This window comes from Acetobacter senegalensis, from assembly GCF_001499615.1.
Lineage (GTDB): Bacteria > Pseudomonadota > Alphaproteobacteria > Acetobacterales > Acetobacteraceae > Acetobacter > Acetobacter senegalensis.
In genome coordinates, this window is the sequence record NZ_LN606600.1 from 483,098 (window position 1) to 499,532 (window position 16,435).

Genomic DNA, 16,435 nt, shown 5'->3' on the forward strand with positions numbered 1-16,435 from the left:
TCAACGCGTGAACCCGTCCAAGGGATGCCTTACAAAATGGCAACGCCAACACAGGCTCTCTGCGCCGCAGTTACAAAAGGGCAACGGGCCTGCTCCTGTTAGCCACCAATATAGTGCATCTCGATCTTGTCCGCTTTTGCATCCAGTGCTGCGGCGCTGTGGGTAGAACGTGCTGCACGTTCCTCACTGTAGCGATCTGTTCGGTTGCCCCATATTCCCGATAGCACCGCACGAAGCGATGCATCCCGCTCCGCCTGTTTCTGGTCCCGTAACAGCGCACGCAGATCCTGACCCTGTGTTGCAAAAAGACACGTATAAATCTTTCCATCTGAAGAAAGACGTGCCCGTGAACATGCCCCGCAGAATGGCGCGCTGACAGAGGAAATAAATCCGATCTCCCCTGCCCCATCCAGATAGCCATAACGCCGCGCCACTTCGCCCTGATAATGCGGAGAAAGAGGAACCAGCGGCCAGAGGGCATGAATCCGCCTCAGCATGTCCTCTGATGGGACAACATCTTTTTTCTCCCACCCGTTGCGGTTGCCAACATCCATGTATTCAATAAGCCGCACCACACAGCCCGTATTCCGAAAATAGCTTAAAAGATCGGGCACCCCTGCATCATTCACGCCGCGCTGCACAACGGTATTGATCTTTATGGCGCCTTCAAACCCTGCCTGTTGCGCAGCTTCAATCCCTTTCAGCACAGCTTGCGGCGCGCCCCTGCCGCCACTCATCCGGGCAAACACCGCAGGATCAAGACTATCCAGACTGACACTGATACGGCGCAGGCCCGCCTGCCAAAGCGCCTGCGCGCACCGGGGCAACAGAACGCCATTGGTTGTCAGGGCAATATCTTCAATACCCGGCACACGCACCAGACGGCTTACAAGGTCAGGCAGTTCGGGCCGTAACAGGGGCTCACCACCCGTCAGGCGTATTTTTGTCACGCCCAGACTGGCCGCAACCCGCACCACGCATTCTATCTCGTCAAAATCCAGCCGTTCTGCCGGGGGAAGAAAACGGAACCCTTCATGGTACGTGCTCTCGGGCATGCAGTAGGAGCAGCGGAAATTGCATCGGTCCATAACCGATATCCGCAAATCCCTCAGTGGGCGACCACGTCTGTCCCGGCAGGGGGCAATGCTCTGCACGGCCTCCTCCTCGCCAGTCATGATCGCCCTGTGCGCCTTATCCAGCAATTTTGAGGGGCGGCGCAGAGGCCACACTTTCCACCACCTTGACAGGAATGGACTTCGCTGCCGGCGTGCCACTGATTTCATCAAAATAATCGAGTGGCAGAAGCGGATTGAGTTCAGGATAATATCCGGCAATGGAGCCACGCGGCATAGGATAGGCAATAACGCTCAACCCGTCCACATACCGTCTTACGCCATCCTCGCTATAGGTTTCCAGACCGATAACGGCGCCATTTTCCAGCCCGCGCTCCGCCATGTCCTCCTTGTTCATGAAGATGACAAGCCGGGTGTTGTACACCCCCCGATACCGGTCATTATTACTGTAGATGGTCGTGTTATACTGATCATGCGAGCGGATGGTTGCCAGACGCAGCATGGCCGTATCATTAACTGGCACATCAACTTCCAGACCGGGCAGAACCAGAAAATTAGCTTTGCCATTAGGCGTTTTCCACACGCGCCGCCGTGGTGGAATATCCAGATGGAAGCCATGAGGGTTTTTGATCTTCTCTGAAAAATCAGCATAGATTTCAGGATAGACTTCAGCAATCTTGTCCCGTATCGGGGTGTAATCCACCATATACTGCGCCCATGGCGTTCTGGAATGCGGCAGCGCGGCCATGGCCATACGGCAGACAATTTCCGTCTCGGGCAGAACGTGTTCGCTCACGGGTTCAAACACACCGCGAGACGCCGTGACATTCGCCATGGCATCTTCAATGGTGATAAATTGTTCGCCTGCTTCAGTCCGGATAATTTCAGAACGAGCAACAACAGGCAGGATCAGCGCGTCCTTGCCATGCACCAGATGCCCCCTGTTCAGCTTTGTGGCAATGCCAACCGTCAGGTTCAACTTGCTCATGGCTGCGTAGGACCGGGGCGTATCCGGCACGGCGTGAATAAAATTGCCACCCAGACCAATAAAGACTTTGGCCGTACCGGATTCCATGGCTTCAAGGGCCTCTACCACATGGTGGCCGTGCTCACGCGGGGGCTCAAACCCAAACGCATCCCGCACGCGATCCAGATAAAGCTGGGTCGGTTTTTCATCTATCCCGACCGTGCGATCCCCCTGCACATTGGAATGGCCGCGAATAGGCGCAATACCCGCACCGGGTTTACCAAAATTCCCACGCAGAAGCAGAATGTTGGCCACCTGCTGCAACAGGCGAGAGCCTTCCTGATGCTGCGTCAGCCCCATACCGTAGCAGATGATAGTGGCTTTGGAGTTTTTGTAAATTTCTCCAATTTTACGAATCTGTTCTTCAGAAACACCGGAAATACGGGTGATATCCGCCCAGGAACATCCCATCACATCATCCCGCAGCGCATCAATCCCTGCGGTGTGTTCCTGAATGAAGGCTGTGTCCAGTACGTCTTCCCCACGAGCCTCCGCTTCAAACAGCACTTTCATCATGCCTTTGAAAATGGCGAGGTCTCCGCCAATCCGCACATGCACGAATTCGCTGGAAATGGGGGTTGAGCCAAACGTGCTCATCTGCAGCACATCCTGCGGCTCCGTAAAGCGGATCAGTGCCCGTTCCGGCATGGGGTTGATCAGAATAATGGGCACGCCCCGTTTACGAGCATCCACCAGATTGGTCATCATGCGCGGTGAGTTGGTGCCAGTGTTCTGCCCCACCACAAAAATGGCCTCGGCATGCTCAAAATCCGCCATCACAATGGTGCCTTTGCCAATGCCAATGGAAGGCGGCAACCCACGGCTTGTCGGCTCGTGGCACATGTTTGAGCAGTCGGGAAAATTGTTGGTGCCAAATTCACGAATGAAAATGGAATACAGGAAAGCCGTCTCGTTTGCCGTGCGGCCCGATGTATAGAATTCAGCCTGATGCGGGCTTTCAAGCGCCTGCAAATGGCGGCCAATCATGGCAAAGGCATCATCCCACGCGATCGGCACATATTTGTCCGTTGTGGCATCATATTGCATGGGTTCGGTCAGCCGCCCCTGCATTTCAAGCCAGTAGTCACTTTTCTGCATAAGCTCGGTAACGGTATATTTCTCGAAAAACTCCCGCGTTACACGCGCCTTTGTGGCTTCATGCGCAAGTGCCTTGGCGCCGTTTTCACAAAACTCCAGCGTTTTACGGTGGTCCGGGTCAGGAAACGCACAGCTTGGGCATTTGAAGCCGCCCGGCTGGTTCATGGCCAGAAGCCCGCGTGATCCCTTGACAAGAACACTCTGCTCCATCAGCACCTTTGCCGTGGCGCCAGCTGCTCCCCAGCCCCCGGCAGGATGATGATACGGTTTGAATTCAGACTGTTTTTCTTTGCTCATAAGATCACCCTCTTTGGTCTTTACCGGGCTGCCGGATACAGGAATTCTGCAAAATCTGGATGGTATTTTTCAGGAAAGGCTGCCTCAGGCCGCCACCCGCGGGTCACACACCAGAACACCAAACTCCTTCATGGCAGGAACAAAATTTTCGTTTTCGTGCTTGGAGCGTGCAAGTTTGATCAGCGCAAAACGCTGGAGCGGCAACAAAGCCGCCCATTGGTCGGGTGTCGGTGGGGGTACCCCATCAGCCTGAGCCTGCCGTATAACGGCCTCCGGCATCCGGTCAGGCTCCTGCCAGTCTTCCAGGCATGGCGCAGCCAGCGGACGGAGCGGTTCATCACAGCGAACCTCAATCAGGTGCACAACGCGATCCCGATAAACGGTTTGCTGCTGCACCGTTGTGCAGGGAAGATCAGCAAGCTCCGCCCGTTCCTCACGCGAGAACTGGCTCCATTGCCGCAGGCTCAGCTTGATGCAGACAATATCCAGCTTCTGTCGTGCAATCATTGGAATGCAACGCAATGACCCGGCAAAATCACGTTCAAACTCAAAAAGCATCGGACCCTGTCCTGAGTGAGCGGTGGAGGAAAGAGCGGCAAAAGCGTTGCCGCCCTACTTGGGAATCAACAAATGGAGGAGAGATGCAGCGGCAATGAACGCCGCCGTGCTGAGCGACCAGATGACCACAAACCAGCCAACCCGTGCGCCGGGCCGTTTGGGTGCGCCATCCCCATTGCCCTGAACAATATCAGTGATAGCCATCTGTTTCCGTCACCTTTCCGCGAAACACGCGATAAGAGTAGATTGTGTAGGTCAGGATGATGGGCAGCAGGATGGCCGTGCCAACAAGCTGAAAAAACTGGCTTGAGGGCGGAGAGGACACATCCCACAACGTCAGCCCCGGCGGCACGGCATAGGGCCAGATGGTAATGCCCAGCCCGGAGAGGCACAGAAAGAACCAGCCCAGCGCACACAGGAACGGCCCCTTGGAATGCTCCCGCCGCAGGCCCATGACCATCAGGCCACCAAGCAGCGCGACCAGAACAGGCACAGGCGCAACAAACAGCATATTGGGCCACGCCGTCCAACGGCGCAGATAAGGCGCATGCAGCAGCGGGGTCCAGATACTGACAGCAACAATGCAAAGGAAGAGCCCCACAGCCAGACGCGCCGCCCACCTGCGGCACGATGCCTCCAGAACGCCGGTTGTACGCCAGATCAGCCATGTTGCGCCCAGCAGGGCGTAGCCGCACATCACGGATAAGCCACACAGAATGCTGAACGGTGTCAGCCAGTCCAGTGGCCCACCGGCAAAAGCGCCATCCGTAACGGTAACACCCTGAACCACACCGGCCAGAATGGCACCCTGACAGAAAGCGGCCAGGCCGGAACCGACCATGAAACCAGTGGTCCAGAGCCGCTCACGCGGGGTGCCGCGCGTCATGACACGAAATTCAAACGCCACGCCCCGGAAGATCAAAGCCAGCAGCATCAGCACGATGGGCAGGTAAAAGGCGGGCAGCAGAGTAGCATACGCACCGGGAAAAACCCCATACAGCACGGCACCGCCCAGAACCATCCATGTCTCGTTCCCGTCCCATACGGGGGCAATGGTGTTCACCATCACATCCCGGCGGCCGGGATCACGCTCCAGCGCAAAGAGCATGCCGATACCCAGATCAAAACCATCAAGAATGACGTAAATACTTATGGCTGCAATCAGAATGACAGCCCAGACAATGGGGAGCCAGTATGCAAAGTCCATCATGGATCAGGCTCCTTTGCCAGCAGACGGGTCAATCACATCCGGATGCATGCGGGCTGCCAGAATATCGGATGCGTGAGAGGGAGGAGTGTCATGTTCGCCTTCCTGCGGCGCACGCCCTAGCAGGCGCACCAGAATGCCCATGCCAGAACCAAACACCAGCACATACACCACCACAAAGGCCGTCATGGTCACAGCCATGCTGGACAAAGCAATGGGAGAAACGCTGTCTGACGTGCGCAGCAGGCCGTAAACAGTCCAGGGCTGACGGCCGACTTCGGTGGTGATCCAGCCGCACAGCAGCGCCAGAAAACCAGCGGGGGCCATGCACAGGGCAACACGATGGAAGAGTGTATTTGTAAACAGGGTGCTGTTGCGCCGTAACCAGAGGGACCAGAACCCCACAAGCGCCATGAGCATGCCCAACGCCACCATGATGCGGAAGGAGAAGAAAATAACCGGCGATGGCGGCCGTTGATCACGGGGGAAATCCTTCAGCCCCGGCACCTTGCCTTCCAGACTATGGGTGAGAATGAGTGAACCCAGCAGCGGCACCTTGACGGCATAATCCGTCCGCTCTTCCTTCATGTTGGGAATACCAAACAGCAGTTCCGGCGCACGCCCTTCTGATGTCCAGTCACCTTCCATCGCTGCAATTTTTGCGGGCTGGTATTTCAACGTGTTCAGGCCATGGGCATCCCCGGCCATGATCTGGATAGGAGCCACAATGGCGGCCATCCACATGGCCATGGAGAACATCACCCGCACAGGTTCGCTGGCAATCCGCCCTTCACGCCGGGCCTTGAGCATGTGCCACGCCCCGGTTGCCCCAACAATGAACGCCACGGAGAGAAACGCCGCCAGCCCCATATGCACCAGCCGGAACGGGAAAGAGGGGTTGAAGATAATGGCCAGCCAGTCCGCCGGCATGAAGCGCCCGGTTGTGGGATCAATGCTGTAGCCGCGCGGCGTCTGCATCCAGGAATTGGAGGAAAGTATCCATGTCATGGAAATCAGGGTGCCAATGGAAACGCAGCACGTGGCGGCAAAATGCAGTCCCCGTCCCACCTTGTTCATGCCGAACAGCATGACGCCCAGAAAACCCGCCTCAAGAAAAAAGGCGGTCATGACTTCATAGGATAACAGCACCCCGGTAATTGGCCCGGCCTTTTGAGAAAAGACAGACCAGTTGGTGCCAAATTCATAGGACATGACCAGGCCGGAGACCACGCCCATACCAAAGACAATGGAGAAAACCTTGATCCAGTATCGGTAAAGATCGAGAAAAACTGGTCTTCCGGTCTTGAGCCACAGCCCCTCCAGCACAGCCAGATAGGCCGCCAGTCCAATGGAGAAAGCGGGGAAAATAATATGAACGCCTACGGTAAAGGCAAACTGAAAGCGCGCCAGAAGAAGCGCAAGGTCATGGGCAGGCTGCATTGGGTCTCATCCAAACATATGCATGTGGCTGCTCCACCAGAAAACAGCCTCCACAAACCCTGAAAGAAAGGGGCTGCTTCCTGCCATAAACGCCGCAGGGAACCATCCTGTTCCGCAACGAGCCACAATGCTCTTGCCCTGTACTAGATCAGCATGAGCTCTGCCGTCCAAGACCTTTTCCTTATATAATAATAAACAGCAGTTATAATGGTGACCCGTTTGTGATCATTCTACTTATCTGTCGCATTCTTGTATCTTGCCACGCTGCGCTGCATGCCTATGCTATGGCTCTGATATCGTTACACGATCGCGTTGTTGCGCGAGGAGCTTCAGACCGTTGGCCACACCTCAACCCATTGACACAAAACTGACCCAGGCCGCTCTTTTCCTGATGGTAACCCTGAACAGTAATACCCCGGATGCCGCGGCCATAACGCAGATCAAGGCCCTTATGGGTGACCTGTCCTCCCTTGTTCGGGGTGTGGGATTCCGGGTGCCTGACGGCAGGTTGAGCTGCATTACGGGCATTGGGTCCAACGCGTGGGATCACCTTTTTGGCACACCACGCCCGCGTGAATTGCATCCCTTTAGGGAAATCAATGGCGTGCATCACGCCCCCTCCACACCGGGAGACCTGCTGTTCCATATCCGCGCCACCCGCATGGATCTGTGTTTTGAACTGGGCACGGCTATCGTGTCCCGGCTGGAAGGCGTCGCCTCCGTTGTGGATGAAGTTCACGGTTTCAAATATTTTGATGAACGTGATCTGCTCGGCTTTGTCGATGGCACGGAAAACCCCACCGGCCAGCCCGCCCTTGATGCGACCCTGATTGGTGAGGAAGACCCGGCTTTTGCTGGCGGCAGCTATGTCATTATTCAGAAATACCTGCATAACCTGAAAAAATGGGATGCCATCCCAACTGAAGTGCAGGAACATATTATTGGCCGCAAGAAACTATCGGATATTGAACTGCCAGAGGCCGATAAACCAAGCTATGCCCATAATGTGCTGACCAATATTGAAGAAAACGGGCAACAGCTTCAGATCGTGCGCGACAACATGCCGTTTGGTGAAGTGGGTAAAGGAGAGTTTGGCACCTACTTTATCGGCTATGCGTGCTCCCCTTCCCGCACGGAACAGATGCTGCAAAACATGTTTGTGGGCAAACCACCCGGAAATTACGACAGACTTCTGGATGTCAGCACCGCCGTTACGGGAACGCTGTTCTTTATTCCCACAAGTGATTTTCTGGACGGCGCGCCTGATCTGGAAACAGCCGATCAGCCAGCACCTGCACCCACGCCAGCCCCTTCACCTACCCCTGATCTGCCGAGCGGCTCTCTTGGAATTGGGTCACTCAAATAAGGAGTTCTGACATGAACAATCTGCACAGACATCTGGCTCCCATTTCCTCCGCCGCCTGGGCCGAGATTGAAGATGAAGCCGCCCGCACCATCCGCCGCCATCTGGCTGGCCGCCGGGTTGTGGACACATCAGACCCCAAAGGCACCGCTTTTGCCGGTGTGGGCACAGGCCGCGCCAAACAGATTGAAACACTGGGCGAAGGTGTGCGGAGCGTTCTGCGGGATGTTCTGCCGCTGGTGGAACTGCGTGTTCCCTTTACCGTATCACGCGATGAAATTGATGCCGTGGAACGCGGCTCCCTTGATTCAGACTGGCAGCCGGTCAAGGACGCTGCAAAGAAAATTGCCTTTGCAGAAGATCGCGCCATTTTTGACGGATATGCCGCAGCCGGCATGACGGGCATCCGTCAGGGCACGTCAAACACGCATCTCAAACTCCCTGCATCGGTCAAGGATTATCCTGCCGTTATTTCTGCCGCACTCAATGAATTACGTCTGGCGGGCGTCAATGGCCCTTACTCCATTGTGCTGGGAGCCTCGGCATTTCAGGCCGTCAACGGCGGCGATGATGAAGGCTACCCCATCCGCAAACATCTTGAGAGCCTTATTGACGGCAAGATCATCTGGGCCCCCGCCATTGAAGGTGCATTTGTTGTCTCCACCCGTGGTGGCGATCTGGCGCTGGATATTGGGCAGGATTTTTCCATTGGCTATTTGAGCCACACGGCTGAAACGGTGGAGCTTTACCTGCAGGAAAGCTTTGTCTTCCGTGTGCTGACAAGCGAAGCAACTGTCGCAATCGACTAACAAACACCTCTGACAGATCGCCGCCACCCCCTTCCGGTGGCTGTGGCTGTGGCTGTGGCTGTGGCTGTGGCTGTGGGGCACTCATCTTACGTGCCCCACCCATATGCAAGACCGGGCAGACACTCCCGTTCTCCCCAACAAGCACCGATCAAACACACATCTGCTTTGCCCAGGCGCAGCATTGCGAATACGTCTTCGCACAGCAGGAAAATACCTGTCAGCAGCATGGCCACAGTCGCCATGCCTGAAAAAGGTAGCCCGAACAGATCAAGCGCGATCACGGCCGTTATGCCAGCGGAAAGAATGGTCAGGGAATGCAGCAGGCAGATCTGAAACAGGCAGATACGGCAGAGGCAGAACACCGGAAGGCACCACCGCTGCCAGAAGCTGCATGATCACGATAGGCCGCTGCACAAAAAGGCCTCAACGTCACGCGGCAACCAGCCCGAGCCCTATCATACGGGCTTCACTTATAGAGACGAACAACCGCGCACATTTTTCACCCGCTCACACAAAAAAATTCAGAAATCAGGACAGTGGCTGTGACGTATCCATCTGCAACGTGATGGCCGCACTGCGAATATCCAACCCACGGCGCTCCGCCAACCGATGCAGGAAGGAGGTCACTTCGGGCAGATCACAGGGGCGCATACGGCCAGTTCCGGCATCAATAAACAATACGGTCGGGCCGTCCGGTTCCATGCCTTGGGCAATCCGGTAGCGCCAGATACGATCAGCCCCAACGGTGCGCGTCAAAATACCCCGATCAACAAAGATATTCAGATTGCGCTGAATGGAACCCGCACTCGGGGTTGGGCCATCCACTATCTCCATCAGCACTTTCCATAACGCAACCGCCGTTACGTTCTCACCCGTCCGTAGCAAACCGTGCAACATGATAAGCCTCAATCCTGTCAGCGTAATCTTTGCCCGTTCACACCGCGCCAGCAAACGGTTGAGAAGCTGGCTATCAGCACGATATTCCGGGCGCAGACAGGCAAGAGCGGGAGGAGAACGGCGGCGTTCGGGAAAAGAGGTCATGACAAATAGCTTTCTGTTGCTGGAAGAGGCTGGGGAAGCAGCTTGAAAAATCTGTCGGGACGATCTGGTGAGACTTTGATTGTGGCTGACTGCGATGGATGGTCGGCCCTGTGGCTCTGCATCGAACGCCTCACATCTGCATATTCAGCTTCAAAAAAGCTCTTCTCTGTTCTCGCCTTCTGACTTTTCAAACAGCCTCTCAGTCGCGTCCGTGTTCGATATAGAATTCAATAGGCACAGTCAGCGTAACGGGATCTCCTTCAACGCTATCGGGCGGAACCGGAAGAGGCTCGGCACGGCGCACCAATGCCAGCGCTTCCTGATCCAGCAAGGCATGGCCGGAACTGCCTTCAATATTGGCGGACAACACATGGCCTTTGCGGTCCATGGAGAAATGCAGCATTGGCACGCCCTCCTGATGGTCAGCCATCGCTTCTGCCGGATACCGCTTGTATTTTTCCAGACGGGCCAGCAACGCCCCCTGCCACGTTGCCGGGCTTTGAGACGCATGAGACGAGGAAGCCCCCGGTGCGGGTGCAGCCTGAGCTGGTGCAGGCGGCGCCTCGGTAGAAGGTGGCGCGGTTGTCTGCTCTGCTGGTGGCGTTTTGTCTGGCACCGGCTGTTTCAGATGCGGCGCGGGTTTGTGTTTCTTCACAATTTTGCGCAGCTTTTCTGGTTTGGGCACCGGCACTGGCGGATTGGCTGCGGGTGATGGCAGGGCCGATATCTTGGGCGGCTCTTCCGGTGCCGGATCCGGTTCCGAGAGGGTCTGCTGCGGGCCGGGCGGCACATCTGTTGGAGGAGACGGCGTGGACACAGGTTCCGGCGCCATATCAATGGCAATGGCCGCAGGTGGAGGTTCCGGCACGGGCACCACAACCGGAGGCAGCCGCATGATCCATGCCACCGCCCCGCCTGTCACCATCAGCACCGCCACAAAGGATATCCCCCAGCGAAGCGCTTCCTCCCGGCGGATATGGCGGGTATGATCCTTCTGCCACTCGGCAAAAGACTGGGACAGGTGCACGGTTTTTTCGCCCTGTTCGACAACCGCCGTGGTCATGGCGTTCCCCCAGCCGGGGTGGGCGCGTTGGACGGAGTAGCCGGTGCGGCCCCTTCTTCCTGCCCCTGCAGATTGACCAGCGCTACCTTGAGGTATCCGGCAGAGCGCAGCTTATCCATCACGCCCATCAGTGTGCCGTAATCCACCGTTTTGTCGGCCCGCAGGAAGATCCGTTCGTCCTTGTTGCCTTTCGTCGCTGTCTCCAGCGCACCGGCAAGCGCGTCCTCACCGATATCGTCCTCGCCCAGCGCCAGACCGTGATCGGCCTTGACGGTCAGAAACACGGGATCATCCGGCCGGGGTGTGGGCTTTTCGGTGGAGGACGGCAGATCAACCGGCACGTTCACCGTGGTCAGCGGGGCCGTGACCATGAAGATCACCAGCAGAACCAGCATCACATCAATGAACGGCGTGACATTGATCTCACTGGCCTCATGCGGGTTTTCATCAGTGTGACGGATGCGGATCATACCCCGTCACTCCCCGGCCATGCGGCTGACACCCAAGCGCACCACCTGCCCGCTTTCCAGTTGCGCCTGCATCCGCCCCAGATCGCGCGAGACCAGCCGCATGACCAGCGAGGTCAGATCTGCCACCTGCGCCCGGCACGCGGCGGACTGACGTGCAAGATGGTTGTAGATGATCACCGCCGGAATGGCCGCCACCAACCCCAGAGCCGTGGCCAGAAGTGCTTCGGCAATGCCGGGCGCCACCACCGCAAGGCTAGTCGCCTTGCTGGCGGCAATACCGGTAAAGGAGGTCATGATTCCCCATACCGTGCCAAACACCGATAAAGGGGGAAGTTGCGCCAATGGTAGCCAGCAGCCCCGTGCCACGCATCAGACGGCGGCCTTCCGCCGCTTCCAGACGTTCAAGATGCAGCACGATCCGCTCCTTCAAACCCTCACGGTCATCGGGAATATCCTGTGAGCGTTCGCGCTCCGTTTCCGCAGCCATCACCAGCGCATGGGCAATCCCGGCACCGCGCGTGTGCTCTTCTCCCAGATCCAGCGTTCCCGCTTCCTCCTGCGCCCGCTCCGCCCGGCCCAGCTTCAGCCGCACACGCACCAGTTCAACCGTTTTGGCAAAAAAGACCGTCCACGTCAGCAGGGATGCCAACGCCAGAAGAACCATCACACACCGGACAACAGGCCCGGCATTCATAAACATTTCCCACGGAGAAAACGAAATATCGGTCATGAGCGACCTCCTTTGACTGATGGGACGCACCACGCTTGCAGGAGGCAGACCACCGTCACGATAAAGGGAATGGAAAGGCTGATCCATGAAAGCACCAGCCAGAGCCCCTCCTGCCCCAGCAGGGCGGAGAACAGGCCAAACACCGTGAGTGCGCCCAGCGCAATGGGCCACCGCCACACAGCAACCTGCGGACGGCCACGCACATCAGACACAACGGAAAAAGCGCCCTCCGGCGGCGGAGTGATCTTCATGACACCCCCTTCGCCAAAGCCGAAACAGGCGAGACCTCGCCTTCATCAAGCGCATACCCCAGCGCGCGCAGGCGTGCGTCTGTTGCAATCTTTCTTTTGCCTGCCCACAGCACCACGCCGCTTACAAGCACGCCAATCACAACACAATCGAGCAACGCCCAGAGAATACGAAGCGGCATGCCCCCGTAATCTCCAAAGTGAAGCGGGCGCGACACTTCAAGAAACCGCAGATACCACGGCATCGGATACGCACCCGTCAAAGCGCCGGTACGGGCATCCACCAGAACCGGGGTAAACAGGCGGGCGCGCAAGGGCGTAGCACCTCTGGTCCACAACACGTAATGCACCGGGCTGCCAAAAGACGCACCGGGGAAAGAAAGGCCTGTCACCTCGTTGCCCGGTGCCGCCTTTCTGGCTGTTTCAAACGCAGCCTGCACGGACGCAAGATGATCCTGCGGCGGCACAGGCAGATGGGCATAAGGCTTTAAAATCTGCCGCACATCCGTCACGCGCCACAGGCCAAAAAGTGGCCTCTGCAATTCATTCACCAACCCGGTAAAGCCAACCACCAGTGCCCACACCAGCGTGGCAACCCCCAACAGATTATGCAGATCCAGCCACGTCAGGCGGGAAGCACGGTCTCTCCGCACAGCGCCAAACGGTAACCGCTTCATGAAACGCCCATACAAGACCGTGCCGGATATCAATGAGACCACAAACACCCCGCCCATGGCCCCCATGAACAATGCTCCGGGCAGTCCGGCAAACAGGTTCATGTGCAGGCGGGTGCACGTTCCCATAATCAGACCGGTCCATGTGCGGGGTTCCGGGGGAGCGTTGGCGGGGCGAGACTGTTCAAGCACCTTGGCGGTGCGCGCATCAAACTTGATCCAGTGGCTGGAATTACGGTCTGGATACTTCTTGTCTTCCTCAAGCGCCTGCCAGCTTGGCGCCATGGAAAGCAGAACAGCAGGTTCATCATCCATGGGAGACACATTGGTGATAATCTGCCCCGGAAACATGGCGCGCGCTTTTTCTACAAGCGTATCCAGACTGGCGTTGGGTGTGCCGGGAGGCAGAACCTCATAGGGTGGGTCATCATCGCCCACAAACGTGTCCCATATCTGTTCTGAAAACAGCATAGGCAAACCAGTGACACATACAATCAGCAGAAAAAGGGTACACACCAGGCTGGACCATTTATGCACCACAAACCAGCGGCGGAGTGTTCGCGTGGTCATGTACCGACCCCGATCAGACATGCGTGTGCGAGTAAATCGCAAAAACGCGCTGGATCAAGGCTTATCCGTTCCATCATCATGCGCCCTCTGGCTTCTGGAAAACATGCTAGAGGACACACACGACGCCCCAACGGGCGTTCAAGCCACCTCTCTTACTTACATGGACGAACAAGCGGCCCGTTTTTTTACGTGTTGCCCCATTTTATCTGAAAACAGGGCCTGACAAATCCGTGATACCCTGCCTTACCAATGGTAGCTCAGATTGCCATACACCCGTCGCCCCTGCCCCAGATAACACTGCGTGGTGCCGCAGGAGGTGATGTAGTACTTGTTGGTAAGGTTTGAGAGTGTCACCTGCCCTTCAAGCCCTTTCAGAAAAGACGCAGCTTTTCCAAAATCATACCGCATGCCAGTATCAAAGAGAATAAAAGCCGGAATCTTGAAGGAATTGGCGGTATTCGCGTAGGTCCACCCCACATAGCGAACGCCGAAATTGAGTTCCAGCCCGGACAAGATCTTGCCCGGCAGGGCGTAATTCACAAAAAGCGACGTCATGTTCCGTGGCAGGGCATTGACGTACTTCCCCTGAAGAGGCGTCTTTTCCCCCTGCCGCATATGATACCCCGCAGAATTTGATGTGGGATCATAATAGTAAGGAACAACCGTGTTGGTGCTCTTGCTGTAGCGTGCATCATCGTAAGTATAGGATGCAATCAGGCGCAGATTTTTTGTTATGTTTGCCTGCGCAGAAACCTCAACCCCTTTGGAAGTCACCTTCCCACTCTGCACTGAAAAATTTGCGTTGTCCGGGTCCTGCGTCAGAACATTTGTCTGATCAATATGGAACGCAGATGCTGTAAACAGCGCATCAAAGCCGTGGGGCTTGTATTTCAACCCGGCTTCATACTGCGCGCCTTTGGTGGGCTTGAATGCGTTCCCGTGAGAGTCCGTGCCTGTCTGCGGCTGGAACGAGGTAGCGTAACTGAAATAGGGAGCCAGCCCAAAATCAAATTCGTAAGTCGCCCCCGCACGCCAGGTAAAAGCCTGCGTGGAAAAAGGTGATCTGGTTGTTGTGCTTTCCCCCGTGGCAGGCGTGTTGGATTGCGACCACGAATATTGTGAATACCAGTCTTCCCGTCCGCCTAGCGTAACGGTGAGCCGTTTGTATTTGATCTGATCCTGAAAATAGACGCCTACCTGATCATATGTGTCTCGCCCGAACCAGGACCATGAATTTGCATTGGCTGGCCCCATGCCCGGATACCCAAAGGACGGCGTGAATTGACCATACTGGGGCGCATACACATTCAGGCTGTTGGCATCGGATCTATAATAATCACCAGTGGAATGGTAATCCCAGAAATCAACACCGGCGATGGCGGTATGCTTGACCTTGCCCGTATTGAATTTTCCCAGAAGGCGGCTGTCCAGTGATGCCGTGCGGGTAGTGTTTGGCACCGCAAATGCAACACGCGGCTGGGTGACGCCATCATCCTCCAACGCACCGGATTTGGTATAAACGTAGCTGAAATTTGTTTTTGATTCCTCGTATCGGAACGTCTGCTGAAAGGTCAGATGGGAATTGAAGCGATGGGAAAACACATATTCAAAAAGTGCCCCTGTTTCCTTATGATTGTTCCAACCTGGTTCACCCATGAAAAGATGCCGGGAAAGGCGTCCATACCGGCCGGGAAAAATGGTCCCCACAGCCGGAAGGTAAGAGGAATAAGCACCATCTTCCGGGGTATAGACGTAATTCCCGATAACGGTCAGGTCCGTATTCTCATCAATATCCCACTTCAGGGAGGGTGATACGCCTACCCGATGATAGCGAACGTAATCTGTCTGCGTATCCTGAGAGACACCAATGGCCGCTATCCGGTATTTGAGATTGCCGGATTTTGTAATCTTGTCGCTGATATCAAACGTGGCCTGATACCGGTTCCAGTTCCCAAACCCTACCGATACAGCCCGCAAGGGCGTATCGGTAGGGCGTTTTAACGTTTCATTGATAATGCCACCGGGAGAAGACTGCCCATACATGACGGAAGACGGGCCGTTGATTGTCTCAACACGTTCAATAAAGGACGGGTCCAGCGCAACCTCAGAATTACTGATCATACCATCAATAAACTGTGCCGAGGAAAACCCGCGCTGCATGTAGGACCCATGGCCAAAACCGGCTGCCGCCCCGTTTGTCTGCTGCCCCATGCCTTCCGCATAAATACCTGGGGTATAGCGCAGCGCCTCGGCAAGGTTCTGAACCTGCTGATCCTGCATCTGCTGCTTGGTGACAACATAAATGGAATTGGGAATTTCCATTATGGGTGTATCGGTTTTTGTACCAGATAAAGAGGTCTGCGCCACATACCCCACGCCCGGCCCGATGGCTGATTCCCGCATAAACGAACCATGAACCCGCACCGGCCCCAGAACGATATTTTTTGCAGCCCGGGTCAGCATCACGGTGCCGCGGCCCGAGGGAACATAGCTCAACCCCGTGCCCGCCAGCAGTTGCGCCAGCGCCTGCTGCACGGTGAGACGGCCATGCACGCCTGAGGTTTGTACACCCCGCAAAATGGTTGAATCCGCAGTAACCTGCACACCGGCCTGCTGGCTGAAACGCATCAAGGCTGCGGACAAGGATTGTGCGGGAACATCAAACACCCGCGCACCGGCATCCTGCGTCTGCGCTGTTGGGTTTGAAGCTGCCAATGTGACTGAAGGGAGAGACGCAGCCATGGCTGCACTGACAAAAAGTAGAAAA

At 56.3% G+C, this 16,435-nt stretch carries 16 protein-coding genes and 1 pseudogene; 2 read left to right on the plus strand and 15 right to left on the minus strand.

Annotated features, from left to right (window positions below):
• Window positions 1-98: 98 nt before the first annotated feature.
• From moaA to ASN_RS02110, 6 genes are all read right to left on the minus strand, one after another.
• A complete protein-coding gene (moaA, locus tag ASN_RS02090; RefSeq protein WP_058987060.1) occupies window positions 99-1,175 on the minus strand; it encodes a GTP 3',8-cyclase MoaA in 1,077 nt (358 codons plus the stop codon).
• Between the two features lie 16 nt (window positions 1,176-1,191).
• Complete coding sequence (locus tag ASN_RS02095; RefSeq protein WP_058987061.1) at window positions 1,192-3,495, minus strand: FdhF/YdeP family oxidoreductase; 2,304 nt, start codon at window positions 3,493-3,495, stop codon at window positions 1,192-1,194.
• Between the two features lie 84 nt (window positions 3,496-3,579).
• The gene (locus tag ASN_RS02100; protein WP_058987062.1) at window positions 3,580-4,053 is read right to left on the minus strand and encodes a nitrate reductase associated protein; all 474 of its coding nucleotides are present in this window, start codon (window positions 4,051-4,053) and stop codon (window positions 3,580-3,582) included.
• A gap of 54 nt (window positions 4,054-4,107) precedes the next feature.
• Window positions 4,108-4,257, minus strand: coding sequence for a DUF2474 family protein (locus tag ASN_RS18420; RefSeq protein WP_082666543.1), 150 nt, complete (start codon window positions 4,255-4,257; stop codon window positions 4,108-4,110).
• Window positions 4,244-5,263: a cytochrome d ubiquinol oxidase subunit II gene (cydB, locus tag ASN_RS02105; protein ID WP_058987063.1), complete on the minus strand. Its 1,020-nt coding sequence runs from the start codon at window positions 5,261-5,263 to the stop codon at window positions 4,244-4,246. The genes ASN_RS18420 and cydB overlap by 14 nt, the downstream gene beginning before the upstream one ends.
• 3 nt (window positions 5,264-5,266) lie before the next feature.
• Window positions 5,267-6,700, minus strand: coding sequence for a cytochrome ubiquinol oxidase subunit I (locus tag ASN_RS02110; protein WP_006558393.1), 1,434 nt, complete (start codon window positions 6,698-6,700; stop codon window positions 5,267-5,269).
• Window positions 6,701-7,037: 337 nt separating this feature from the next.
• Here ASN_RS02110 and ASN_RS02115 point away from each other — a divergent pair, with 337 nt between their 5' ends.
• Entirely contained in the window at window positions 7,038-8,066 is a 1,029-nt protein-coding gene (locus ASN_RS02115) for a Dyp-type peroxidase (protein WP_058987064.1), read from the plus strand.
• Window positions 8,067-8,077: 11 nt separating this feature from the next.
• Window positions 8,078-8,872, plus strand: a complete 795-nt coding sequence (locus ASN_RS02120) for a family 1 encapsulin nanocompartment shell protein (RefSeq protein ID WP_058987065.1) — start codon at window positions 8,078-8,080, stop codon at window positions 8,870-8,872.
• Between the two features lie 86 nt (window positions 8,873-8,958).
• Here the strand turns inward: ASN_RS02120 and ASN_RS20105 are convergent, their stop codons facing one another.
• The 9 genes and pseudogenes from ASN_RS20105 to ASN_RS02160 form a co-directional block, all read right to left on the minus strand.
• Window positions 8,959-9,153, minus strand: a complete 195-nt coding sequence (locus ASN_RS20105; RefSeq protein ID WP_231948325.1) for a hypothetical protein — start codon at window positions 9,151-9,153, stop codon at window positions 8,959-8,961.
• Window positions 9,140-9,286 carry a hypothetical protein gene (locus tag ASN_RS19815; RefSeq protein ID WP_167541270.1) on the minus strand — a complete coding sequence of 49 codons (147 nt, stop codon included), beginning with the start codon at window positions 9,284-9,286 and terminating at the stop codon, window positions 9,140-9,142. Before ASN_RS19815 ends, ASN_RS20105 begins: the two co-directional genes overlap by 14 nt.
• A 114-nt stretch (window positions 9,287-9,400) precedes the next feature.
• Complete coding sequence (locus ASN_RS02130; RefSeq protein ID WP_058987067.1) at window positions 9,401-9,913, minus strand: hypothetical protein; 513 nt, start codon at window positions 9,911-9,913, stop codon at window positions 9,401-9,403.
• 199 nt (window positions 9,914-10,112) lie between these two features.
• Window positions 10,113-10,976 (minus strand): energy transducer TonB family protein, encoded by an 864-nt coding sequence (locus tag ASN_RS02135; RefSeq protein ID WP_058987068.1) that lies wholly within the window; start codon window positions 10,974-10,976, stop codon window positions 10,113-10,115.
• Entirely contained in the window at window positions 10,973-11,446 is a 474-nt protein-coding gene (exbD, locus tag ASN_RS02140) for a TonB system transport protein ExbD (protein ID WP_058987069.1), read from the minus strand. The genes ASN_RS02135 and exbD overlap by 4 nt, the downstream gene beginning before the upstream one ends.
• A gap of 6 nt (window positions 11,447-11,452) precedes the next feature.
• Window positions 11,453-12,176: pseudogene (gene exbB, locus ASN_RS02145) on the minus strand (tonB-system energizer ExbB).
• Window positions 12,173-12,427 (minus strand): hypothetical protein, encoded by a 255-nt coding sequence (locus ASN_RS02150; protein WP_058987070.1) that lies wholly within the window; start codon window positions 12,425-12,427, stop codon window positions 12,173-12,175. The pseudogene exbB and the gene ASN_RS02150 overlap by 4 nt, the downstream one beginning before the upstream one ends.
• Window positions 12,424-13,668: a PepSY-associated TM helix domain-containing protein gene (locus ASN_RS02155; RefSeq protein WP_058987071.1), complete on the minus strand. Its 1,245-nt coding sequence runs from the start codon at window positions 13,666-13,668 to the stop codon at window positions 12,424-12,426. Before ASN_RS02155 ends, ASN_RS02150 begins: the two co-directional genes overlap by 4 nt.
• 243 nt (window positions 13,669-13,911) lie before the next feature.
• Entirely contained in the window at window positions 13,912-16,410 is a 2,499-nt protein-coding gene (locus tag ASN_RS02160) for a TonB-dependent siderophore receptor (RefSeq protein WP_006560196.1), read from the minus strand.
• Between the last annotated feature and the right edge of the window lie 25 nt (window positions 16,411-16,435).